Below are 21,976 nucleotides of genomic sequence, written 5' to 3' on the forward strand. Positions count from 1 at the left end.
GTATCTAAAAAATACTTCATTAGATAGTCGGACAGAAAAAAAGAAATTGAATATCAGTTAAAAAAAAATAGAGTAATAAAATATTATACTTTTTGGATGACCAGAAGAGTTAAATCATCATTTTTTGGTTGACCGGAAAAAAACTTTTCAACATCAGAGGTTAAATCATTTATTATAAATGAGGCATTTTTATTTTTATAAGTGGATAATTTTTGAATCAGTTTTTCTTCACCATATTGCTCTTCTGCATTATTGATAACTCTTGTCGCTTCGATAAGACCATCTGTGTATAAAACCAGTTTGTCGTTTTCATTTAAAACCAACTCATGCTTTTCCAGGCTATTTTTAAAAATTGTAGAATCTTTTGTAAGTCCAATACCTATGCCCTTCATATTCAACTCATTCACTTCACCACCGGCATTTAAATAATATGGGTTATTATGCCCAGCCCTTACAAAAGTAATTCTGCCAGATTTTAAATCAACAACGCCAATAATCGCCGTAATAAATATATGGCGGTCATCCACATGTTTGGTGAAATATTCATTTATTCTTAAAGCAATTTCTTTTGGGAATGCAGTAAATTGTGCGGAAAACCTAAACAAACTGATATACTGGGCCATATAAAATGCAGCCGAAGCACCTTTTCCTGAAACATCCCCAATTGTAAACAACGCTTTATTTTCATCAGAATAAACCACGTCATAAAAATCACCGCTCACTTCCTGGGCAGTTTCCAGGGTGGCTACAATTTCAAATCCTTCCAAATCCGGCAGGATATTTTTTAACAGGCTCAACTGAACATCACGTGCAACAGAAAGCTCCTGATCCAAACGATCCTTTTCCCGGGCCTCGGCAATTGTTTCTTCTAGTTTTTCGCCCATTTTATTAAAATGATGGGCAAGCTCAACAAACTCATCTTCACCGACAAGTTTTAATTTATGTTTTAGGTTACCGCCGGCAATTTCACGAATCCCAACTTTTAAATTCTCAAATTTACTGATAATTGTTTTATTAATTATGGCGCCTGCTTCAGATACCCGACGGATAATAAACGAATTTATCAGGAAAAAAATGAGAGCTATGGCAAATAATATCCCCACCATTGGATCTGAAAAAACCAGCCGTTTATAATTGAACATAATATCAAAAGCAAAGTGCGATATTTGTTGTCCTTGCGGATTATATAAAGGCAAAGTTACCCGTCCAAAACTTAAACCTCTTGTAGGCATTGCAAACAATACAGCATCAAAATCTTTAGTTTTGTCTACCACTTCATAGTGTCCGGTAAACCATCCATCCGCAGCGTCAATAAATGAAAATGGCGAAATTTTATCTGCTTTGCCTCTTTGCCAAAAATCTGCCTTGTTAAGATAGCGCTCCCAGGAACGTAACTTAACCGGATATGCAAGAAGGCCGTTGCCAAATATGGTTTGAGAACTGCTCCATAAATCTTGACAAAACAGACTGTCAATATTTTGATAATAAATAATTTTAGAACTGGCAGAATCTTTGACGAAATAATAATACGATTCCTCTGGATAGGTTTTTTTTATTATTCCGGATAATTTCAATTTGGCCGCATCTTCATCGGAAATGATTTTTGGCTGGGTATTTCCTGTAGAAATGAACCCGCTTTTATTCAAATCCTCTTGTAAATTTTGTGCCTGCCAGGCGGAGACAAAAAAGAAAAAAAGAATCAACGATAACGTCAACTGAAAAATTTGAGGAATTAATGATTGAAATATTCCTGCAAACCACAGCTTCCGGGAAAGGGTCATATGGTTATAAATTATAACAGCGGGTATTTTTACAATCACAGCCAGTGTATAGATTTTTATAAGATCATATAAAAAAAATGGGATTGTAAACCAACTGGCATTTGATGAAAGAACATTCCATTCGGCCGAAAAAGGATTTTTTGAAAGAAGCATAAAAAACAATCCGGCAAAAAAGATAAAGTAAATGCCAAGTGTTTTTTTGTGTAAATCATCCAGCCAAACCGTTCGTTTTAGCAAAACAAAAAACAGTAAAAAATCAAATAAAATGCGGACAACTGTCAGCTCCTGGTAAATCACAAAGTGCGCAAGTATAGCCAGTAAAATATAAATAAAGATTATCCGCTGCTTTTTCTTGTTATTTATAGTTACAACAAGTGCAAACAGCAAAATTTGTAAAGCCACCAAAAATTGATGTAAAACTTCTATAAATAAAGGCACTGTTGCAGATAGAATTTCCTGATCATAAAAGCTGATAAGCTGAAGGTTAAGATAATGGGTTATTACAAAAGAAAAGAATACAATTTCATTGGAGATTTTTACTTCATTCATTAAAAAGCGGTTTAAAAAAAACCAACTTGAAATAACATAAATAACTGCAACTTGCGTGAAAACGGCAATTACCTGATCTTTTTGAAGAAGCAAAACAACAGCAACGATCCAGAGCAAAAGAGTGATATAGATTTTCGGTTTTTTTAATGCATCCAGGTTCATGTGGCGTAACCAATAAAATTATGTCCAGGCACTTAATTCAGGTTTACGTTTATTTTGCGAGAGGTTTCAATTTTCAAATTATTATAGGGGAAATTTACACGAGCGGGATTAATAATCAAAGCAATAAAAAAGGGCCGGATTTTTTAAGACCCGACCCTAAGGTATGAAGGAGATATGACATAATTTGTATTCGCCTAACCACCACTTAAAAGAAGAATTAACAGAAAAGTGGATAATTATTGACCATGATTTTAAAATGATCGAATTTTCACCATGAAGAACAATTTCACTTACACTTTTTGATTGTGCATCTTCTTCTTTCTTTTTCCTAAATGAAAAAGAAACAAAAAATCAGCGCCTTTATGAATTCTGCCTAAATATTTTTCCATAATTTCTGAAAAACAAAAACTCGTCCTCCAGTGACGGACTCAAACAGTTTGTTTTTCTTTCAAAATTATTCCAAATTATTTTAAACGGCATATTTCATGAGGGCGAAAAATAATCAAGGTAAGCGAAGAAATATATTTTTAATATTTTGCTTTGTATATATTACACTCACCTACTCAAAGGCCGGCAATGAAAAAAGAGAAGATGAATCTGAAAAATATAAAGTACACACAGGGAACTGAAAATTATTTTAAACAACGCATATTAAAACGATATGCGGGTGTCTGGTCATTATGGGCGCTTGGTGTGGGCGCAGTTATTTCCGGTGACTTTTTTGGCTGGAATTTTGGATTGGCGTCTGGTGGTTTTGGCGGACTTTTTATTGCCACAGTTATCATTGCCATTATGTATATAGGAATGTGTTATTCCATTGCCGAAATGTCTCCGGCACTGCCACACACGGGTGGCGCTTATTCATTTTCACGGACAGCAATGGGCCCGATGGGCGGATTTATAACCGGGCTTGCAGAAAATATGGAATATGTCTTAACGCCCGCTGTAATCGTTGTTGGCATCGGCGGATATATGGGCACAGTTTTTAATGATCTTTTTGGTATTAATATCTCTGCGCCGCTTTGGTGGCTGCTGGCCTATTTTATTTTTGTAGGATTAAATATTATTGGCGTAGAGCTGACCTTTCGTTTTACAGTTTTTATTACGTTTTTGGCACTTGGTATTTTGTTGGTTTTCTGGATTGGCGCGTTGCCTCATTTTTCATGGGAACATGCACTTAATATTAAACCCGATCCTGGGCAAACAACCTGGCTGCCCAAAGGATGGGGCGGAATTGCCAAGGCGCTGCCCTTCGCCATTTGGTTTTACCTGGCAATTGAACAACTTCCTCTTGCCGCGGAAGAATCTCATGATCCTAAAAAAGATATGCCCAAAGGTTTATTGTGGGGAATTCTGACTTTAATTATTGCATCATTCTTAACACTTTTTTTAAATGCAGGAATTGCGCCGGGAAGTGCTGAAGTTGGAACCTCGGCTGAGCCGCTTTTTTTAGCATTTAAAACTATTTTTGGTGATGGCATTGGTTCATCATTACTGGCGCTTGTGGCAGTGGCCGGATTGATTGCCAGCTTTCATACAATTATTTATGCTTATGGCAGAAATATATTTTCCTTAAGCCGCGCGGGGTATTTTCCAAAATGGCTATCGATTACGCACTCAAAACGTAATACGCCGTACATTGCTTTAATTGTTGGCGCGATAATTGGTTATGTGGTTGCCCTGATAATCGAATTTGGGGAAACATTTTTTGGCAGTGTTCCGGTTGGGGCTGTTCTTTTAAATATGGCTGTTTTCGGTGCCGTAATTGCCTACATAATGCAGATGGCGGCATTTGTTTTACTAAGAAAAAATCACTCCGATATTGAACGGCCTTATCTCAGTCCATTGGGAAATGCAGGCGCTATAATTGCCGGTTTGATTGCCGCTGTAACTCTTGTCTTTTTATTTTTAAATCCGGATTATGTAGTTGGCGTGTATGGTTGCGCCATCTGGTTTTTGGGAGGAATTCTCTACTTCTGGATTTATGCCCGCCACTCTATGATTTTATCACCGGAGGAAGAGTTTGCTTTAAAAAGCCAGGAAAAAGTTAAAGGATAAATTTGTCTACCAAAAGGATTTGATTATTTACCATTGGTTATAAAGGGTTTGAGCTTGAAAATTCTGGTTTATGAAATCAACATCTTGCAAAAATTCCTTTAATATTTTAATTGTGGCAATTAAACCGAATTACAACCAACCTGAGTCCTTTGAGATTAATAGCTCATGTTTTTTTATTAAATGCGTAGTTTGCATTAAAACCTTTTCATAAAATAAATCATACTTCTTAGCGTATGACAATATTTCTTCAGAAAAGTCATAGGTAATTAAAAAATCACCTTTTAGTTTCTTAGAAACTTTAAAAAGTTTTTCATGATCTATTTGAAAATGTTGATATAGTCTTTTCCCGGCCTTTGTATATGGCGGATCAAAAAAGAATATTGCTTTATCATTCGAAAGAAAATTCTTAGTGAATTCAAAAGCATCGTCTTTTACAATGCTTATTCTATCAGCAACTTTACAGATTTTTTTTATTCTATGATTTAGCGTTTGAGGATACCATCTTGAACTAAGGCCCTTACCATTTTCTCCATTTTTAATACGACCAGCTCCAATGGCCATTATTCCACCATGACTAATTCTATTGTTAAGTAATAATGCAAAAGCTTTTTCTTTTGCATCCATCTTTTTCTTATTTAAGGTGTCATTAATGTTCTTTTCTGTAAAATCAAAATCTAGTACTTGATCTGCAAGCCAATCACCATAACCATTTATTAAAGCATCCCAAAAAGAGAAAATGTTATCATCAAGATCAACTAAAATTACATGATCAACCCAACCTTCAATCGCTGCTGCTAAACCTACACTTGCTCCACCTGCAAATGGTTCAATTAAAAACTTCTCTTTTTTATCATGTAACCATTGTTTTGCAAATGGATAGAGCCATGTTTTTCCACCTGGATATCTTAATGGACTGTATTGAGGTACCGAAGCAACATTAGGTGCTTTGTGGACAATTTCCTTTTCAAATAAATGTAATTGTCTCATGTTTTTATTCCGAAATGATATCTATCAATGTAGGGGCATCAGGCGAATTTATGTCAAGTTGATTATCAAGTTTTGATTGTAGCTCTTGAACAAAACTTTCGATTTTACCAGCATTCGGCGTTAATATTTTATTCAGGGCAGGATGAAATTCAGTATAAACAATATCATCAAGTACGAGTTTTAATTTATCAGAATTCTTATTGGATTTTAAATCATAAATAAACCATGCAAAATCTGCATTTTCAGGATTTTTGACAATTGGTAATTTAGGCAAAGTTTCAAAGAATCCCTTTTGAAGGACTACGCATTGCTTCTTGTTCCAGCTTTTGAAGATTCCACCTTTGTAAACAAGTTGGGGAACTAATCTTTTCCTTGAAGAAGATAAAAAATCTGGTCGTGGAAAAAATTTATTCTTTGACCAATCAAAGACCGTCCTATTTGTTCTATCTTCCATATAGTAGTTAAAAGGATTTGTGATATTACCTGAGATATAAACTGCCTGTACTTCTAAAGAACCAAAATCTGTCAAATTACCATTTTCATCATAAGAAACTAAAACATAGTCTATATTTCCTGCGGTTTTATCATTGGCATCGACGAGTTTGATTTCTCTTAAAGTTGTCCACATACCTTTTTCTACAATATTCTTGTTAAAAATAAATTTTGCAGCTTGTTCGGTTATAAGCCATTCTTCAGTGAATCTAATTGGACAAGTAACAATCGTATTTTTTTCGTAAAAGATGCTACAAACTCCCAAAGGTTTTGTAGCGCTATTCTTTGTACATGACGGCACTCTATTGTGAAAAGGACATAATTTGTTTTTTCGATATCGTTCAGCTTCTTTGCTTAAATTATTGATCGGAAAACCGAATACTTCTGCCAAAGGCTGTTTCTTCACAAAAATTCCTCATTTGTGTCTTAATAACTGTGAATTGAATCAATATAAAAAAATCGGGTTTAATAGAAAAGATACAATCTGTCAATAGTGCAAATTAAAAAAGACTATCTGCACCATCTACAATGAGTTTTTATATTGATAAAATTTTTATAACAGTCTAATGGCTCATTTATCGTATTTGGATGATAATGAGAAGTGATCATACTTGGCTCTATAACCAAACAATTATTATATCAAACACCTCTAATTTCTCCTGTATTCTATTCCCTACTTATTCATCCTGTTTCTTAGCATGCTGGCATTAATGCCCAATAACTCATCCGCACCGCCCTCTCCATGAATTTTCCCACCGGTTTTGTATAACACTTTTTTATATGCCGGGCCGTCACTTTATCAAGATTGATAATAAATTCAACCTGCTCATAAAAGGTTTCCTCATCCAAACCATTTATTTAAATAGAATTATTTTTCTGTAATTGATAACAGTTTTTCAAATTTCATTACAGCCGGGCTTCGCCCTTTTGCCTTTTTTATAATAGTTAAAATCCCCGCTTCTGTTAAAAGCTTCAAAATAGGTGTTAAGGTTTGTTTTGCTATTTTAGTGCGCGTTTGTATATCCGATGAGCTGAACATAGGTTTATGAAATAATGCATCTGTAATTTCAATATTATACTGGGTTCTTGCTATTTCGCGGATGCGCTTTGTAGTTGTTTTATACAAATCCAGTGTGTGTTCAATACGCTCTCCGTTTCTTTTGCCCTGTTGCTTTATTGCCTTCAAATAAAATTCAATCCAACTGTTCCAATCACCCTGGCTTGAGATATTTTTCAAATGTAAATAGTATTCACTTCGGTTATTTTCCAAATATTCACTTAAATAGAACATAGGACGCTTTAAGCGTTTTTTAAAAAACAGAAACAATGGAATAAGCAGTCTGCCAATTCTGCCATTACCGTCTAGAAACGGATGGATGATCTCAAACTGGGCGTGGATTATGGCCGACTGCACAAGAACATCTCCATCATCGGACTTTATATACTTCTCCAAGTCATTTAAACAAACCTGTAGTTGATGCGGTTCGGGTGGAATATAAGTTGCCTGTTCTATTGGCAAGCCTGGCCTGCCTATCCAGTTTTGTCTGTCCCGGAATTTTCCCGGTTCACTTTTAGAACCGCGCACGCCGCTCATAAGCTCTTTGTGCATCTGGCGGATTAAGAACAGGTTTAAAGGCCTGCCGGCCATTTCTTTTTCCGCATGGATTAGCATGGATCTATAATTTGCAATCTCCTGAATATCCAGTTTTTTACTTTCTTCATTAATACGTATCCCGGCTTCGTGGTGCAAAACTTCATCCATGGTAGCCTGGGTTCCTTCTATTTTGGAAGATAAAACAGCTTCGTTGGTTGTTAAAGGCGAGAGTAATATTTCCGGGTTAACCACCGCTTGAAGCAAACCATCGTATCTGGCTAACGCAGCATTGGCTTCTCCGGCAATGCGGATCAGTCTTTTAAAATTAAGGTTTTCCGGGGGTAACATTTCTGGGATAAAAGGTTTCATGGCGGCCCTTCTTTTGTGTCCGGTGAAATATACATAAATATATTTGTGTCCGGCAAATTAAATATCACGGGACGCAAAACTTTCTGTGTCCACCACATAGGACGCAAATTCTACTTATTCTTTTCACATTTTTAGCTTTGGAGATATGCTTCCAGTCCAACGGACGCACCTGCCCGGTACACTTCCTTGCGCTCATCGCCAGTTAAATCCAGAGCAGATTCATTAAAAAGTCGTTTATCTGTTTGGTTTGAATTGTTTCATGTCACCTTAATTTTTCCTGTACTCAATCCCCAGCTTATTCATCCGGTTTCTAAGTGTGCTGGCATTAATGCCCAATAAATCAGCTGCACCGCCCTCTCCATGAATTTTCCCATCGGTTTTGGATAACACCTTTTTTATATGCCGGGCCGTCACTTCATCAAGATTATAAGATTCGGGAATCGAATTTTTTATTTCATCGCTATCTTTGTTTATTGGCAAATTCATGTGCTTAAAGGTTAACGGTCCTTTGGGGTTAAGGATAAGCGCGCGTTCAATAACATTCTGCAGTTCGCGTACATTTCCCGGCCAATGATAATCCATCAGCAAATCAATAGCACCGGGTAAAACCGTAGGTACGGCTGCCAATTTTAACTCACGTGATTTTAAACTTATAAAGTGATGCAGCAAAGCAGGAATATCTGCCCGCCTTTCTCTCAGTGGTGGAATCCAAACCGGAAAGACATTTATCCTGAACCACAAATCTTCGCGGAACTGATGGGCCTGTACCATTTTTTCCAGATTGCGGTTGGTAGCGGCAATTATGCGGATATCCAGTGGAATTGTTTTAACCCCGCCAACCCGTTCAATTTCTTTAGATTGTAAAACTTTTAATAAACGCACCTGAGCCTGAAGCGGCAATTCGCCAATTTCATCCAAAAAAATTGTACCCTTATTGGCCCGTTCAAAGCGCCCGCGTTTTTGAGCCAACGCCCCGGTAAATGCGCCTTTTTCGTGACCAAAAAGTTCACTGTCAATCAACGTATCCGGAATGGCGCCACAGTTTACACTTACAAAAGGCCCGTTGCTGCGCGATGATGAATAATGGATTGCATTGGCAATTACATCTTTGCCAACACCGGTTTCCCCTAACAAAAGAACCGGGCTATCCAGCAGCGCAACCTGGCTGATCTTGTGCATAATATCTTTCAGGCCAAAGTTTGCTCCCACAATTTCATCACCATAAAAACGGCGTAGTTCGTTAAGCAGATAGCGGTTATCATCAGCCAGCAAATCTTTTAGTTGATGTACTTCAAGATGTTTAAGCGCATTGGACAATGCAATTGTAAGGGGCTCTTTGAGCGAATGGACGAACTCCACATCTGCCTCAACAAACTTTTTGTCACCAACAGATTGAAGTATTAATAAGCCAGGCAATTCGGAGTGATATCTTAAGGCAAGAATAATTATTGAAGATCCGTCCTTGCCATGGTACTTCATCATTTCCCTGCTTACGGGGAATTTATGCGGATTAGTTATAAGAAAGGTATCTTTATCAGCGGGGATATTTCTGTTTAACTCAATTGCTTCTTTAGAGAGATGTGTGACCTGGTCTAATTTCTTGCAACTTTGTTCATCCGCGTAGGCAATTGTTCTGATGGATTGCAGGCCTTCTTCATAATACTGGAGATACAATCTTGAGACAGGTATAAAATCTTTAAGATAAAGAATCAGGGAATGCATGGATTTTTCAATCTCCAAATTTCCACAAATTCTCAAAGTGGCTTCACGAAAAAATTCATTCTCATCCATATAATGCCCCTTTTTTTGCAGGTTCTATATTTGGCAAATTTACACACGATTACCGCATATGGCAACAGGAATTGCCTTATTTGACAACCCAGTGTTCCTGCCATTTCATAACCTTATGTTTTTATTTGAGATATGACTCTGGCACGGCATTAGTATTATAAATATTCAATTTGTAAAAATTGTAGTAATAAGGATTTGAAATGAACTGGTTGGAAATTATTGAACTGCGATCCACACACAGCAATAAATCATTTGTAAAGTTGCAGCTAAATGAAATGGTAAAGGAAGTAAACAAAAAGTCCCGAACAAAAATCATAATGATGTATAACCGCCTTGCTGTAGATGGCGATTTTCAGATTCACTTGCTGCACAAATCAAAAGAAGCTGATATTAACGGCAGTCCATTAGGGGCTCAACTGGTATCTACCTTAAAAGAATATGGATTGATTAATCATAGTGTATGGATTCAACGATCTTAAGACGAAAAAGAGGTTTGGAAAAATGAATTCTAAAAAAAGTATATTGATAACCGGGGCATCAACTGGAATAGGTAAAACCTGTGCTCTTCATTTAGATGAACTGGGATTTAAAGTATACGCAGGTGTTCGCAAACAGGCAGATGCAGATAATTTAAAAAATGAAGCTTCCGGCAACCTGGAAGCAGTAATTCTTGATGTGACAAATTCACAATCGATAAAGGACACAGCCAATTATATCTGGGAAGAAACAGGTGGGAATTTATATGGCCTGGTAAATAATGCAGGTATCGGACGCGGAGGCGCTTTGGAAGTTACACCTATGGAAGAGATCAGAAAACTAATGGATGTAAATTTATTTGGCCTTTTGGAAGTAACACAGTCCTTTATCCCAATGTTACGCAAAAGTATGGGAAGAATAATCAACATCGGTTCAACATCAAGCTATTTGGCTGTTCCTGGAGCAGCTGCATATTCAGCATCTAAATTTGCCGTAAAAGCAGTTACAGACTCACTGAGGCTTGAACTGATCCCATTTGGTATAAAAGTGATATTAGTATCACCCGGTGCTGTTGAAAGCGCTATTTGGGAAAAAGGCACAAAGTATAAAGAAGAAATGCGTAAATCGGTTAACCCCGAAATCGCTGATCTTTATGCTCCCTTGCGCAAATTTGGCGACAGGTTAAATGAAAAAGTAAAAAAAATCCCAGCAATGGAAGTAGCAAAAGTTGTGCATGATGCTTTTAATAACCAAAAGCCCAAACCCTATTACATTGTTGGCAGCGATGCCAAAGGCGCGGCTAAAGCAGCAAAGTTACCTAAACGAATTCTTGATTGGATTCTTTTAAAACGTATTGAAAAACTTGGGAAATGATTAAATAAACAAACGGAAGGTGAATATCATGAAAATCAAGCATTATCTTTATAACTCATTCATAATTGAAAACGGCAAAACAAAGATTGCAATTGATCCGGGACAAAACCTGTGGATGTTTAAACTTGGCAGTTTGATACCAAAATCAGAATGGGAAAGTATTACTCATCTTTTAATTACACATGGTGATCCTGACCACCATTGGCAATCTGATCGGGTTGCTGAAGCTTCAAAAGCACCGGTGGTTTGTGGTAAAGATTTAACAAAATTTGAAAACGGTAAAACGCTTCTTGTCGACCCTCGGGGTAAAGAATTGACATCTTGGGTCCCATTTGAAAATGTTCATCCATTGGATGTTGGCGATTCAGTCGTTCTTGACGGTGTTAAAATTGAAGCCATTAAATCTGTACATGGCCCGATTGTCGTTCCTATACTGTGGTTTAAGAAGAAAGAATATCCCGGTCCAGGAGAAAGACCAGGGCTTGGTTCTATGGGTTTTAAAATGACTATCAATAGAACAACTATAGTCAATCTTGGGGATTCACTGCTGCAGAAGGAGTGGGAAGGATTGAAACCGGATGTATTGATGCTTCCGATTGGTGGAGCAGGTGAAAATATTTGGACAATGGATGTAACCGATGCAATAGAAGCTGTTAAATTAATATCGCCCAAAAAGGTAATCCCTTGTCATTATAATGTTTCCTTCTTCTGGATCAAAAATGTAAATCCGGCTGATGATCAATTATTCAAAAGCGAAGTAGAGAAACTGGGGACAGAGTGTTCTATTATGAAATATGGTGATGCGATTGAAGTATAACCATAAAGTAATGATTTTAATTTGGAGAACATTATGAAAGTAGAAGAACTGGAAAGTTTTGGCGCAAAACTTCAAATGCCGAAAGAGGCAGTTAGAGAGCAAAACAAAATAATGTTCAGTGCCTTAAAAAAAGAATTCGGTCTATTTGGTATGTTGGGAGTTTTTAAAGATACACTTTTCAATAATCTCAGGTTAAGAAAGCAATATCCCGAAGTTCAGAAGGAAATAGCTGAAATCAATAAGACTTTAGAAAAAGAACTGTTTGTATTTTCTGGTTTGTTCTTAGCTCTTGCTAAAAGATTAGGCAGAAAAGAAGCATATGAGTTTTTCAAGACAAAAGTCATAAATGATATGGCAAAGATATCTATACTTGCCATATATCAATTGAATGATCTGGTTAAGTGCGACGGTGATGTATTTGATAATTTCAAAAAAATGAATATCGCTTTATTCGAAAGAACAACTATTGACAAAACCTGGCACATGGACAGTTATATAGATGAGCCGGATAAGCTGACCATTAAGGTAACAACTTGTGCAAATATTGAGTTCTTTGAAAAGTTAGGTGTGCCGGAGTTAGGCAAGTTCGGTTGTGATCATGATCTTGCCGGCTATCCGGTAATTGAAAAGGATGTAGGTTGTGATTTTAGAAGAATGTGTACATTGGCTAAAGGAGGCGATAATTGTTTGTTTGAGTTTTATCGAAGTGGTACGGCACCTGACAATGCATATTTAAATAAATAGGAACCCATAATGAAAAAAGTATTAGTAGCAGGAGCAACCGGATATCTTGGCAGATATTTGATTCAGGAATTGAAAAAGCAAGGTTATTGGGTTCGCGCCCTGGCAAGAAATTCAAAAAAACTGGAAGATATTAAAGATTTAATTGATGAAGTTTTTGAAGGGGAAGTAACCAAACCGGAAACTTTAAATAAGATTTGTGATGGTATTGATGCCGTCATTTCAGCAGTTGGTATTACGCGCCAAAAGGATGGTCTGACTTATATGGATGTGGACTACCAGGGTAATAAAAATTTACTGGATCTGACAGTACAAAACAAAGTATCCAAATTTATTTTTATCTCGGTTTTGAATGCTCAAAAAATGGGGCATTTAAAAGGTATTGAAGCGAAACTGCTGTTTGAAGAAAAACTGATTGAATCCGGTTTAGATTATGCCGTTATCCGTCCCACAGGTTTTTTCTCCGATATGCTTGAATTTCTGAATATGGCAAAAAAGGGAAGGGTTTCTGTATTCGGCAGCGGCGAAAATAAAATCAACCCGATTCATGGTGCAGATCTGGCGGAAGTTTGTGTCAATTCTTTGAAGCAGAATGAGAAAGAAATAAATGTGGGTGGCCCGCAAATATTTACATTTAATGAAATAGCTGAACTGGCGTTGAAGATCCAAAACAAACCCATAAAAATTTCAAGATTACCGATGTGGATGATAAAAATTATATTACCTTTAATGCGAACATTTACATCATCAAAAACCTATGGACCGCTTGAATTTATGATGACCGTGATGATCATGGATGTCGTTGGCGATATTTACGGTAGCCAAAAGTTGAAAGAATTTTATAAGGAGAAAAGATGAAAATTCTAACTTATTCAATCTTATCATTACTTCTGCCTTTGTCGAAATGGAATCTGCATGAGATATCATAAGGGATATTCAAAACCATTGAAGAATATTCTTTTGAATTTACAGAGAAGGAAATCAGCGGTTTTATTAGTGTTCAATTTTTTAAAGCAAAAAAGTAAAGGGGGAAATGATGGAAAAGGATAAAAGTTTTTGGGCAATGATATCAATCGTAGTTTTTTTAGTAGGACAAACGCTCTCATTATTCAATTGGGACCTCAAAGTAGAATTTGGCCTCCAGGAATCTGAGCAAGAGGTTGGAAAAGTGGGCATTGTAAAATGATACTTTTATTAGTAATGGGAAGGCTGAAAGGCCTGTTAAAACCAGAGGGTGTGGCAAAAAAATCATCAAATGCCGGCGCAGAAAAGAAAATTCCGGACAAAAATATAAAGGAATAATAAATGAAAAATCATAACCCACCAATTTGTAACTGGGATGAAAAAGCAAACTGCCAAAGTATATTATTTACTGCTATCATTTTTCTACTTTTATATTCTTTGGCTTTTAGCCAAAATATTCAACTAGACTCTACTTCGGTCCAAACAGAAAAGAAGCATTTTATTGGAAGTTCGCTTTTTTTACTAGGCAATTTTGTACCGGGAGACCCGCCCAATTATTTTCAATTAAACTATGGATACCAAATCACACCAAAGGATTTTATTTTAGTTGAAGCAATTACCTGGACATATTATGAGCCTTTAGGGACATATGGCTCGTCAGATGATTTATATCCAGGGAAAATAAGGGCCATTGGAGTTGGTCTGGGTTATCAACATTTTTACTGGAAAGGCTTATACAATACTATTGAAGCGACTCCTTTTCTTCAACAATTTTATGATTCAGAAAACCAAAAAACCCAAAAAGGGTTTCAGTTATATCTTCAGCTAATCATGGGTTATCGATTTGAATTCTTTGAGAAACGCTTTTTTATCGAACCTGCTTATGCACTTAAATATTGGCCTGTTAACACCAACTTTCCAAAGACTTTTGCAGATATTGAACGAGGAAAACCAAAACACATATTTGAACCCAGTTTCCATTTTGGTTTTAGGTTTTAACAGGCCGGGTTGATAGAATGATCAAAATAAAATCTGAAAAGATAAAATATACGGATACTTCAAAAATTGAACCTGGCTATACTGAAAAAATGAACCATGCATATAACTGGATGGCCAAAGGATACGATGTATTTATGCTACTATTCCCCTTGTGGAAAAAATGGATCAAAAAAGTTATACCATATATCAAAGGCAGGAAAATATTAGAAGTCTCCTTTGGTAATGGTTATTTGATGACTCAATATGCAAAAAATGATTTTGATATTTACGGAATTGACTATAACAAAAAGATGCTGGAAATAACTACAAAAAAACTACTGTCAAAAAGCATAAATGCAAACCTATCCAAAGCAAATGTAGAAAAACTTCCATTTCCGGATAATACCTTTGATACAATAATAAATACTATGGCTTTTACCGGCTATCCGGATGGTGATAAAGCAATATTGGAAATAAAGAGAGTTTTAAAAAAAGGTGGCATGCTTCTTCTTGTTGATATTGATTATCCGAACGACAAAAATTTTATTGGATATCAAATCGTTAAGTTATGGGAGAAACTTGGTGACATAATTAAAGACATAAATTCTCTCCTGGCAAAATACGGTTTTGAATACCAAGATATTCCTGTAGGAGGATTTGGGAGTGTTCATTTGTTTATCGCAACAAAAAAATAAACCTATTAATGGAGTCACAAATGTTGTATGAAGATGATTATAAAAAATCGTTTTTACCCAAAATTGTGTTTATGGGCGCAATCTCTTTCGCGTCACTTTTAGCCGGCTACCTAATGTTCACAGACGAAGTAAACCTACTCTCCGGCCTTAAAGCTTTTTCTATCAATGGTGATTTTGTACGCCAGGTTATTGTTTTCTCATTCTGCCTGATTTATGTCCTACGTTTATTCATGACAGTATTTATTTTTATGAAACGAAAGTGGTATTGGCGTGAAGCGCTCTTTGTATCTTGCTTGATGTCTTTAGCGTTGTTTGCCTTTGCAAAAGCAGGCGGTAACAGCTTTCAGCCAGTCGGAGCTTTGGATTATTTTGCCATTTTTTTGTTTCTGCTTGGGTCTTGGCTTAATACTTATTCAGAATATCGGCGAAATGTGTGGAAAAAAAATGACTCTAATATGGGGCGTCCATACACTGAAGGATTGTTTAAACATTCGATGCACATCAATTTTTTTGGTGATATTGTCCTTTTTACAGGTTTTGCATTAATAACCAGAAGTTTTTCGCTCTTAATAGTTCCATTAGCCATGGCCTTAATTTTCATCTTTTTTATAATTCCAAGATTAGATAAATACCTGGCAGGTAAATACGGTACGGAATTTAAAGAGTATGCCGGAAGGACTAAGAAATTAATTCCCTGGATTTATTAAGACCCATTTGAATTAGCCGGAAAAATGTTTTGCAGGGCATCTTTTAATAAAGCACGTTTATTAAATATCTCCAAACTAAAAATACAATCACTAACAATATGTAAGTAGTAGGAATAAACAGGCTAAATATCTTAAATCCACCCAAACCCCAGGACACCCAACTTTTTTTATTTGGCCAATCTTTACGGAAAAGGTAAAAAGAAATATCCTCCATTAGTAACAATAATGGTAAATGATAAAACTCCTCACCAGCCAAATAAATCACATTAACAAAAGTACTCAACATCACTACATGGTACGTGGCGAAGTGTCCAAATATCCACTTTTTACCACTGGTACAGCATTCACCCTTTAACAATCTTTGTTCTATATAACCATACAAAACAGGAAATATATAAAGCATCATTTATGCCTCCTCCACATACAAACCCATTGCAAATTTGTAGCAGACAAACCAAAAGAAAAAAGTAAACAATGCAAAATGCCAGTGAATAAATAATTCAATAATTAAAGACAATGTAATCCGGGGATCAATACTAAAAAAAAATGATATTCATCATCAAAGGTTTCTGGCAGTTAAAATAATAGATGTTTTTTTGAATAAGATGGAATTTACTAGTAGCGATGGACAAAAAAAGCCCCGCAAACATTTAGTTCACGGGGCTATCAACGTACGAAGGGAGAGACTCGAACTCTCACGCCCGTAAGGGCACTAGATCCTAAGTCTAGCGCGTCTACCAATTCCGCCACCCTCGCAAGAGCTGAGAAATATAAATAGTTTTTTTTTGATAAGCAACATAACTTCACAATATTTTTTTCCGCCTTCGATTTGAAAAGTATTATTTATTTTTTGCCCAACTCTTTTTATCTTAATCACTTCTCAAACAAACTCATATTCATGTTGATTAAACCATTCTTCTTTTTAATAGAATTAATTTTGAGAATTTATTGTTAGAGAAAGAAGAACAGAGAATTCACTTTATTTGAAATTATGAAAAATCTAATTGAATTAGTTAAAAATGCCGGAGTTGTAGGTGCCGGTGGTGCCGGATTTCCCACTTATCAAAAAATAAGCACTGAGGTTGAAATTGTCATTGCAAATGGTGCGGAATGCGAACCACTTCTTTACAAAGATGTAACCTTGATGGAAAATTACCCACAGGAAATCATCAACGGTATGCTTGCAGTAATGAAACACGTAAAAGCAGAGCGCGGTATTTTTGCAGTAAAAGGAAAAAACAAAAAAGCCATTGAGGCGATCTCAAATTGGCTTCCTGCAAATATCAGCCTTTTTGAAATGGAAGATGTTTATCCTGCCGGTGATGAATATGAGGTTGTTTATCACAGTACCGGGCGGCGTATTCCTGCTGGTGGTTTTCCTTTTCAAATTGGTATTGTGGTTCAAAACGTAGAAACTTTTTTCAATATTTATCAGGCCCAAAAAGGCAATCCAGTTACCCATTCCATCTTAACAGTTCATGGCGACGTAAAAAAACCTATCACGGCATGGTTTCCGATTGGTATGTCTTATGCCGATGTTTTAGAGGCAGCCGGTGGCGCAACAATCGATGATTATGTTTTAATTGATGGAGGCCCGATGATGGGCAAGGTTGTGACAGATTTATCAACTCCTGTAACAAGAACTTCCGGTGGTTTTTTAGTCTTATCAAAAGAAACACACCTGGCAATGCGCAAATCGCAGAGTGAACAATCATATAAACGTGTTGGCAAATCGGCTTGCGACCAGTGCAGTCTGTGTACAGAAATGTGCCCACGTTATTTGATGGGATATCCTATAAAACCACATTTGGTAATGCGTTCATTACTTACTACCGGCGAGTTAAGTGAATCATTAACATATTGGGCTCAGGCTTGCTGCGAGTGCAACATTTGTTCTTTATGGGCCTGCCCGGAAGAACTAGATCCACGCAATATTTGTGTAACAACAAAACGCGATGCAAGAAAAAACAATATGTGGCTTTCAGCAGATCAGTTACAGGAATTGGCAACTGATCCTCACCCTTTAAAAGAATATCGTGGCGTTCCAACAAAAAGACTTGTAAGAAAACTGGGTTTACAGGGTTATACAAAACCGGCTGAATTTATCAAAAATATTTCCGAACCAAAATCAGTTTCAATCCCTTTACAGCAGCACATTGGCGCTTTACCCGAAATCATCGTGAAAAAAGGCGAGAAAGTACAAAAAGGACAAATCTTAGCAGAAGCAAAAAATGGTGAATTATCTGTACCTATCCATGCCAGTATTGATGGAGTTGTTACAGCTGTTGGAGAAAGTGTTGAGGTAACTAAGAAGTAGGAAGTGAGAAGTGAAAAATAAAACTGTAAAAATATTTTCTTCTTTTGAAGAGGAAAATGAAGCAGAACAAAAACGCCGAAGGCAAATGACGTCTGAGGAGAGAATGCGCGAGTTTTCTGTTTTGATGGATCGCAGATGGGGAAAAGACTGGCATTCAAAGCCCATTAAAAAAATCGTTTCTTATGAAAAAATAGAAAATGATTAATAATGTTTTTTTCTAATGACATGAAAGACCTGATTAACCTGTTTAGAAAACATGATGTAAAATATGCATTAGTCGGTGGATTTGCTGTAAATTATTATGGTTATGCCCGTACAACACAAGATATTGATTTTCTTCTTTATCCATCCAAACAAAATGCAAAAAAAATTATGAACGCCTTGACAGATTTTGGGTTTGGCAAAGCTGGAATCCCACAAAAATATTTTGAAGAATCTGGAAATGCAATTCATTTAGGAGCCGAGCCAAACCGGATTGACCTTCTGACTCATTTAGTTGGCATTAGCAATGACAAAATATTCGCTAATTTACAGCAAATAAACTTTGAAGGAATCGATATAAACATAATAGCATATTCTGATTTACTTGAAGCAAAACAAAAATCTAAACGGCTTCGGGACCAAGCAGATGCTGAAGAATTAAAAAACAAAAGAAATAAATAAGGAATATCAATGCAATCAGCTATAGGGCTTATCGAACTCACATCGATTGCCAAAGGATATGAAGTTGCCGACACAATGTTAAAAACTGCAAATGTGGATATCGTCTTTAACCGTTCCATTTGTCCTGGTAAATTTATGGTTATGGTTGGTGGTGATGTGGATGCTGTAACTTCCAGCGTTCAGGCAGGATTGGAAATTGGAGGACAGACAGTTGTTGATGAGTTAATTATCCCAAATGTCCATCCGGAAGTATTCCCTGCCATAAGTGGAACAAATATTATTGATTCTCCCGATGCTTTAGGCATTATAGAAACATTTTCTGTGGCTTCCATAATTGAAGCTGCTGACGCCGCTGTAAAAGCAGCAAATATTCAGCTGATTGAAATACATCTGGCGATGGCAATTGGTGGGAAAGGATATGTAACTCTGACCGGTGACGTAGCAGCTGTAACTGCTGCTGTTGAAGCAGGAGTTGAATATATTAAAGCAAAAGGCATTCTTGTAAGTAAAGTTGTAATTCCAAATCCGCGAAAAGAAATACTACGTGATAAAATCTAAAACTTGATCTAAAGACACATTTTTTAATCAAAAATATATTGTTTTTTTACAGGCTTCAATCTCAGAATTTTTACGAAAAATCAAATAGCCTTCTTCAAATTTCAATCCTGAAAAATCCCTCAACTAAACAGTTTTTAGCTCGATAATCATTTGATAAAAATAATGATTATTTTAGTATCAAATAAAAAGGTGAAACATCAAAATAATTGATGAATGGCAGGCCGGAGAAGAAAAAAACACAAATTCAGACCCAAAAAAACAAAACAATTAAAAAAAATCAAAATCACTTGAGATTATTGCAAAATTTTTTATTAAATTATGCTATTGGTTTAATTGATGATTACTCTTTTTATTTTAAAACGGTTAATGTAAATCCTGAATAAAAGGATTTAAAAACGAAAACAAATAAATTAAAAGTTTAGAAAAGCTATTTCGTTCCAGAATAGGAGAATTTTTTTATGGAAACAATTGAGACTACCAAATCCGAAAAGAAAATGGTAGCGGATTCCGAAAACCCCGTTCAGTTAAATGAACATATTGTAGAAATTGTAAGTGACTCCGGAGAAGGAGCTCAAACTGCAGGTCAGGCATTTGGAACTATATCAGCCCGAATGGGGAACGGGATTTGGACTGTTGAAATTATCCCGGCTGAAATTGAACCACCTCCAAGAACAGCTGCCGGTGCCAGTGGTATTCGTATACGTTTTGGCACTCACGATATCACCAATATGGGTGACGAAGCCGATTTGATGGTCGCTTTTAACGAACAAGCTCTTCTTGGCCGGGAGCAATCCGGCAATCTGAAAAAAGGTAGTACAATTTTTCTAGAAGATAAATGGCGTACTTCTTCCAATAATTTGATCCGTGATCAATACGTTAGTACTTATAATCACCTTATTGAAGAGGGTTATAAAGTAATTGAAATCCCTATGGAAGATGAAACACTAAAAGTAGTCAAAAATCCTCGTCGTGGAAAAAACATGTTTGTCCTGGGATTATTAATGTACGCTTATTCCAGGGATATGGAGCTTGCCAGAGAACAAGTTCGCTTTGCTTTCCGCAATAAAGGTGATAAGGTAATTGATTCTAATATGCGTCTGCTGGATTCCGGCTATAATTGGGCAAAGAAAAACCTTGATTTCCATTATGCTGTTCCGGCCGCACCGATGAAAGAATCTAAAATAGTTACAAATGGAAATATCGCAGTTGGCTTGGGCGTCATGGCTTCCGGTATGGATGTGTGCGCCATGTACCCGATTACACCTGCTACTTCTGCTTCTCATTACTTAAGCGAAGTTTTTGAAAATGCGGGTGGGATTGTACATCAGGCTGAAGATGAAATTGCTGCTGCCGGTTTTGCGATTGGTGCATCCTACGCCGGAAAGTGTGCAGTAACAATTACCTCTGGGCCAGGCCTGGCATTAAAAACTGAATTAATTGGTTTGGCATCCATGGCTGAAATACCGCTTGTAATTGTCAACGTTCAACGAGGTGGGCCAAGTACTGGTTTACCAACAAAAGTTGAACAGGGAGATTTATTGGCCGCCTTGTTTGGTTCCCCGGGAGATACACCAAAAATTGTTATGGCACCTGCAACTATCGAAGATTGTTTTTATAGTATAATTACAGCTCGCAAAATTGCCGAGACTTTTCGTATACCTGTTATGGTTTTAACCGATGCAAACCTTGCTACAGGCCAACAACCTTACCTGAGACCTAATTTCAAAAAAGAATGGTTGGCACCACCTATCGACCAGAGCCCTGTCCCTGAAAATGCCATTCCGTTCGATTGGGATGAAAAAACCGGATTGTCAAAAAGAATTTTACCCGGACAGGCCGGAGGTATGTATCGCGTAACCGGACTGGCGCATACACGTGAAGGTAAAGTTGCTTATGGTTCCGGTGTAAACCAGGAGGGTTGTGATTATCGAAGCCTTAAAATTGCAGCATTCCAAAAAACATTAAAAACACCAAAAGTTTTTGGTGATGAAGAAGGTGATCTGCTGGTTCTTGGTTGGGGAAGTACAAAAGGTTCCATAGAAGAAGCTGTGCAAATTACCCGAAAAGAAGGTTTAAAAGTTTCCAGCTTACACCTTAAGTTTTTGCAGCCAATGGCTTCTGGTTTAAAACCAATTATGGAAAAGTTTAAAAAAGTAATTACAGTGGAAATTAATTTTTCTGATGATAAAAAATATGAAATTATTAATGATGAAAATCGTCGATATTCAAACCTGGCCTGGTTATTACGTGCCCGATATCTTTTAGACATCGACAACTTTTCCAATGTTCATGGACAGCCGTTAAAACCAGGATCCATTGTTGAAATGATCCGCAAGGAAACAAAAAAGCTGAATAGCTGATGAAGTATCTATGGAATGCGGGAATGAAAAGCTCTTTAAATTTG

21 protein-coding genes and 1 tRNA gene are annotated in these 21,976 nt (G+C 36.6%); 15 read left to right on the forward strand and 7 right to left on the reverse strand.

Features of this window, described 5'->3' with window-relative positions:
* Positions 1 to 83: 83 nt before the first annotated feature.
* On the reverse strand, positions 84 to 2,492 hold the full coding sequence (locus tag HND50_19830; GenBank protein ID NOG47499.1) for a SpoIIE family protein phosphatase: 2,409 nt from the start codon (positions 2,490 to 2,492) through the stop codon (positions 84 to 86).
* Positions 2,493 to 3,083: 591 nt separating this feature from the next.
* On the opposite strand from HND50_19830, the gene eat reads away from it, so the two are divergent.
* Entirely contained in the window at positions 3,084 to 4,550 is a 1,467-nt protein-coding gene (gene eat, locus HND50_19835) for an ethanolamine permease (GenBank protein ID NOG47500.1), read from the forward strand.
* Between the two features lie 129 nt (positions 4,551 to 4,679).
* Here the strand turns inward: eat and HND50_19840 are convergent, their stop codons facing one another.
* From HND50_19840 to HND50_19855, 4 genes are all read right to left on the reverse strand, one after another.
* Positions 4,680 to 5,537 (reverse strand): DNA adenine methylase, encoded by an 858-nt coding sequence (locus HND50_19840; protein ID NOG47501.1) that lies wholly within the window; start codon positions 5,535 to 5,537, stop codon positions 4,680 to 4,682.
* Between the two features lie 4 nt (positions 5,538 to 5,541).
* On the reverse strand, positions 5,542 to 6,435 hold the full coding sequence (locus HND50_19845) for a hypothetical protein (GenBank protein ID NOG47502.1): 894 nt from the start codon (positions 6,433 to 6,435) through the stop codon (positions 5,542 to 5,544).
* A gap of 462 nt (positions 6,436 to 6,897) precedes the next feature.
* On the reverse strand, positions 6,898 to 7,992 hold the full coding sequence (locus HND50_19850; GenBank protein NOG47503.1) for a Fic family protein: 1,095 nt from the start codon (positions 7,990 to 7,992) through the stop codon (positions 6,898 to 6,900).
* Between the two features lie 267 nt (positions 7,993 to 8,259).
* On the reverse strand, positions 8,260 to 9,783 hold the full coding sequence (locus HND50_19855) for a sigma 54-interacting transcriptional regulator (GenBank protein ID NOG47504.1): 1,524 nt from the start codon (positions 9,781 to 9,783) through the stop codon (positions 8,260 to 8,262).
* A 200-nt stretch (positions 9,784 to 9,983) separates the two neighbouring features.
* Between HND50_19855 and HND50_19860 the strand changes: the two genes are divergently transcribed.
* From HND50_19860 to HND50_19900, 9 genes are all read left to right on the forward strand, one after another.
* Positions 9,984 to 10,262, forward strand: coding sequence for a hypothetical protein (locus HND50_19860; GenBank protein ID NOG47505.1), 279 nt, complete (start codon positions 9,984 to 9,986; stop codon positions 10,260 to 10,262).
* Positions 10,263 to 10,284: 22 nt separating this feature from the next.
* A complete protein-coding gene (locus HND50_19865; GenBank protein ID NOG47506.1) occupies positions 10,285 to 11,133 on the forward strand; it encodes an SDR family oxidoreductase in 849 nt (282 codons plus the stop codon).
* A gap of 28 nt (positions 11,134 to 11,161) precedes the next feature.
* Entirely contained in the window at positions 11,162 to 11,950 is a 789-nt protein-coding gene (locus HND50_19870; protein ID NOG47507.1) for an MBL fold metallo-hydrolase, read from the forward strand.
* A gap of 33 nt (positions 11,951 to 11,983) precedes the next feature.
* Positions 11,984 to 12,694: a hypothetical protein gene (locus tag HND50_19875; protein ID NOG47508.1), complete on the forward strand. Its 711-nt coding sequence runs from the start codon at positions 11,984 to 11,986 to the stop codon at positions 12,692 to 12,694.
* Between the two features lie 9 nt (positions 12,695 to 12,703).
* Positions 12,704 to 13,549 (forward strand): SDR family oxidoreductase, encoded by an 846-nt coding sequence (locus HND50_19880; GenBank protein ID NOG47509.1) that lies wholly within the window; start codon positions 12,704 to 12,706, stop codon positions 13,547 to 13,549.
* A 178-nt stretch (positions 13,550 to 13,727) separates the two neighbouring features.
* Positions 13,728 to 13,877, forward strand: coding sequence for a hypothetical protein (locus HND50_19885; protein ID NOG47510.1), 150 nt, complete (start codon positions 13,728 to 13,730; stop codon positions 13,875 to 13,877).
* Positions 13,878 to 13,996: 119 nt separating this feature from the next.
* A complete protein-coding gene (locus tag HND50_19890; GenBank protein NOG47511.1) occupies positions 13,997 to 14,653 on the forward strand; it encodes a hypothetical protein in 657 nt (218 codons plus the stop codon).
* 17 nt (positions 14,654 to 14,670) lie between these two features.
* Entirely contained in the window at positions 14,671 to 15,327 is a 657-nt protein-coding gene (locus HND50_19895) for a class I SAM-dependent methyltransferase (GenBank protein NOG47512.1), read from the forward strand.
* Positions 15,328 to 15,347: 20 nt separating this feature from the next.
* The gene (locus HND50_19900; GenBank protein NOG47513.1) at positions 15,348 to 16,034 is read left to right on the forward strand and encodes a DUF1295 domain-containing protein; all 687 of its coding nucleotides are present in this window, start codon (positions 15,348 to 15,350) and stop codon (positions 16,032 to 16,034) included.
* 43 nt (positions 16,035 to 16,077) lie between these two features.
* Here HND50_19900 and HND50_19905 read toward each other — a convergent pair whose 3' ends face one another.
* Positions 16,078 to 16,440, reverse strand: coding sequence for a hypothetical protein (locus HND50_19905; GenBank protein ID NOG47514.1), 363 nt, complete (start codon positions 16,438 to 16,440; stop codon positions 16,078 to 16,080).
* Positions 16,441 to 16,706: 266 nt separating this feature from the next.
* Positions 16,707 to 16,790: transfer RNA gene (locus tag HND50_19910), tRNA-Leu, on the reverse strand.
* A 235-nt stretch (positions 16,791 to 17,025) separates the two neighbouring features.
* Between HND50_19910 and HND50_19915 the strand changes: the two genes are divergently transcribed.
* From HND50_19915 to HND50_19935, 5 genes are all read left to right on the forward strand, one after another.
* The gene (locus HND50_19915) at positions 17,026 to 18,351 is read left to right on the forward strand and encodes an NADH dehydrogenase subunit (protein NOG47515.1); all 1,326 of its coding nucleotides are present in this window, start codon (positions 17,026 to 17,028) and stop codon (positions 18,349 to 18,351) included.
* 10 nt (positions 18,352 to 18,361) lie between these two features.
* Positions 18,362 to 18,556 carry a hypothetical protein gene (locus HND50_19920; GenBank protein NOG47516.1) on the forward strand — a complete coding sequence of 65 codons (195 nt, stop codon included), beginning with the start codon at positions 18,362 to 18,364 and terminating at the stop codon, positions 18,554 to 18,556.
* Between the two features lie 2 nt (positions 18,557 to 18,558).
* Positions 18,559 to 19,014 (forward strand): hypothetical protein, encoded by a 456-nt coding sequence (locus tag HND50_19925; GenBank protein NOG47517.1) that lies wholly within the window; start codon positions 18,559 to 18,561, stop codon positions 19,012 to 19,014.
* A 9-nt stretch (positions 19,015 to 19,023) separates the two neighbouring features.
* Positions 19,024 to 19,572: a BMC domain-containing protein gene (locus tag HND50_19930; protein ID NOG47518.1), complete on the forward strand. Its 549-nt coding sequence runs from the start codon at positions 19,024 to 19,026 to the stop codon at positions 19,570 to 19,572.
* A 494-nt stretch (positions 19,573 to 20,066) separates the two neighbouring features.
* Positions 20,067 to 21,932, forward strand: a complete 1,866-nt coding sequence (locus tag HND50_19935) for a 2-oxoacid:acceptor oxidoreductase subunit alpha (GenBank protein ID NOG47519.1) — start codon at positions 20,067 to 20,069, stop codon at positions 21,930 to 21,932.
* The last annotated feature ends 44 nt before the right edge of the window (positions 21,933 to 21,976 follow it).

The sequence above is a fragment of the Calditrichota bacterium genome (assembly GCA_013112635.1).
In the GTDB taxonomy this organism is placed as follows: domain Bacteria; phylum Calditrichota; class Calditrichia; order Calditrichales; family J004; genus JABFGF01.

What these genes read in the sequence shown, in the direction of transcription:
- HND50_19830 (NOG47499.1), bottom strand. Translation starts at nt 2,492, where the DNA reads ATGAACCTGGATGCATTAAAAAAACCGAAAATCTATATCACTCTTTTG.
- eat (NOG47500.1), top strand. Translation starts at nt 3,084, where the DNA reads ATGAATCTGAAAAATATAAAGTACACACAGGGAACTGAAAATTATTTT.
- HND50_19840 (NOG47501.1), bottom strand. Translation starts at nt 5,537, where the DNA reads ATGAGACAATTACATTTATTTGAAAAGGAAATTGTCCACAAAGCACCT.
- HND50_19850 (NOG47503.1), bottom strand. Translation starts at nt 7,992, where the DNA reads ATGAAACCTTTTATCCCAGAAATGTTACCCCCGGAAAACCTTAATTTT.
- HND50_19855 (NOG47504.1), bottom strand. Translation starts at nt 9,783, where the DNA reads ATGGATGAGAATGAATTTTTTCGTGAAGCCACTTTGAGAATTTGTGGA.
- HND50_19860 (NOG47505.1), top strand. Translation starts at nt 9,984, where the DNA reads ATGAACTGGTTGGAAATTATTGAACTGCGATCCACACACAGCAATAAA.
- HND50_19865 (NOG47506.1), top strand. Translation starts at nt 10,285, where the DNA reads ATGAATTCTAAAAAAAGTATATTGATAACCGGGGCATCAACTGGAATA.
- HND50_19870 (NOG47507.1), top strand. Translation starts at nt 11,162, where the DNA reads ATGAAAATCAAGCATTATCTTTATAACTCATTCATAATTGAAAACGGC.
- HND50_19875 (NOG47508.1), top strand. Translation starts at nt 11,984, where the DNA reads ATGAAAGTAGAAGAACTGGAAAGTTTTGGCGCAAAACTTCAAATGCCG.
- HND50_19880 (NOG47509.1), top strand. Translation starts at nt 12,704, where the DNA reads ATGAAAAAAGTATTAGTAGCAGGAGCAACCGGATATCTTGGCAGATAT.
- HND50_19885 (NOG47510.1), top strand. Translation starts at nt 13,728, where the DNA reads ATGGAAAAGGATAAAAGTTTTTGGGCAATGATATCAATCGTAGTTTTT.
- HND50_19890 (NOG47511.1), top strand. Translation starts at nt 13,997, where the DNA reads ATGAAAAATCATAACCCACCAATTTGTAACTGGGATGAAAAAGCAAAC.
- HND50_19895 (NOG47512.1), top strand. Translation starts at nt 14,671, where the DNA reads ATGATCAAAATAAAATCTGAAAAGATAAAATATACGGATACTTCAAAA.
- HND50_19900 (NOG47513.1), top strand. Translation starts at nt 15,348, where the DNA reads ATGTTGTATGAAGATGATTATAAAAAATCGTTTTTACCCAAAATTGTG.
- HND50_19905 (NOG47514.1), bottom strand. Translation starts at nt 16,440, where the DNA reads ATGATGCTTTATATATTTCCTGTTTTGTATGGTTATATAGAACAAAGA.
- HND50_19915 (NOG47515.1), top strand. Translation starts at nt 17,026, where the DNA reads ATGAAAAATCTAATTGAATTAGTTAAAAATGCCGGAGTTGTAGGTGCC.
- HND50_19925 (NOG47517.1), top strand. Translation starts at nt 18,559, where the DNA reads ATGTTTTTTTCTAATGACATGAAAGACCTGATTAACCTGTTTAGAAAA.
- HND50_19930 (NOG47518.1), top strand. Translation starts at nt 19,024, where the DNA reads ATGCAATCAGCTATAGGGCTTATCGAACTCACATCGATTGCCAAAGGA.
- HND50_19935 (NOG47519.1), top strand. Translation starts at nt 20,067, where the DNA reads ATGGTAGCGGATTCCGAAAACCCCGTTCAGTTAAATGAACATATTGTA.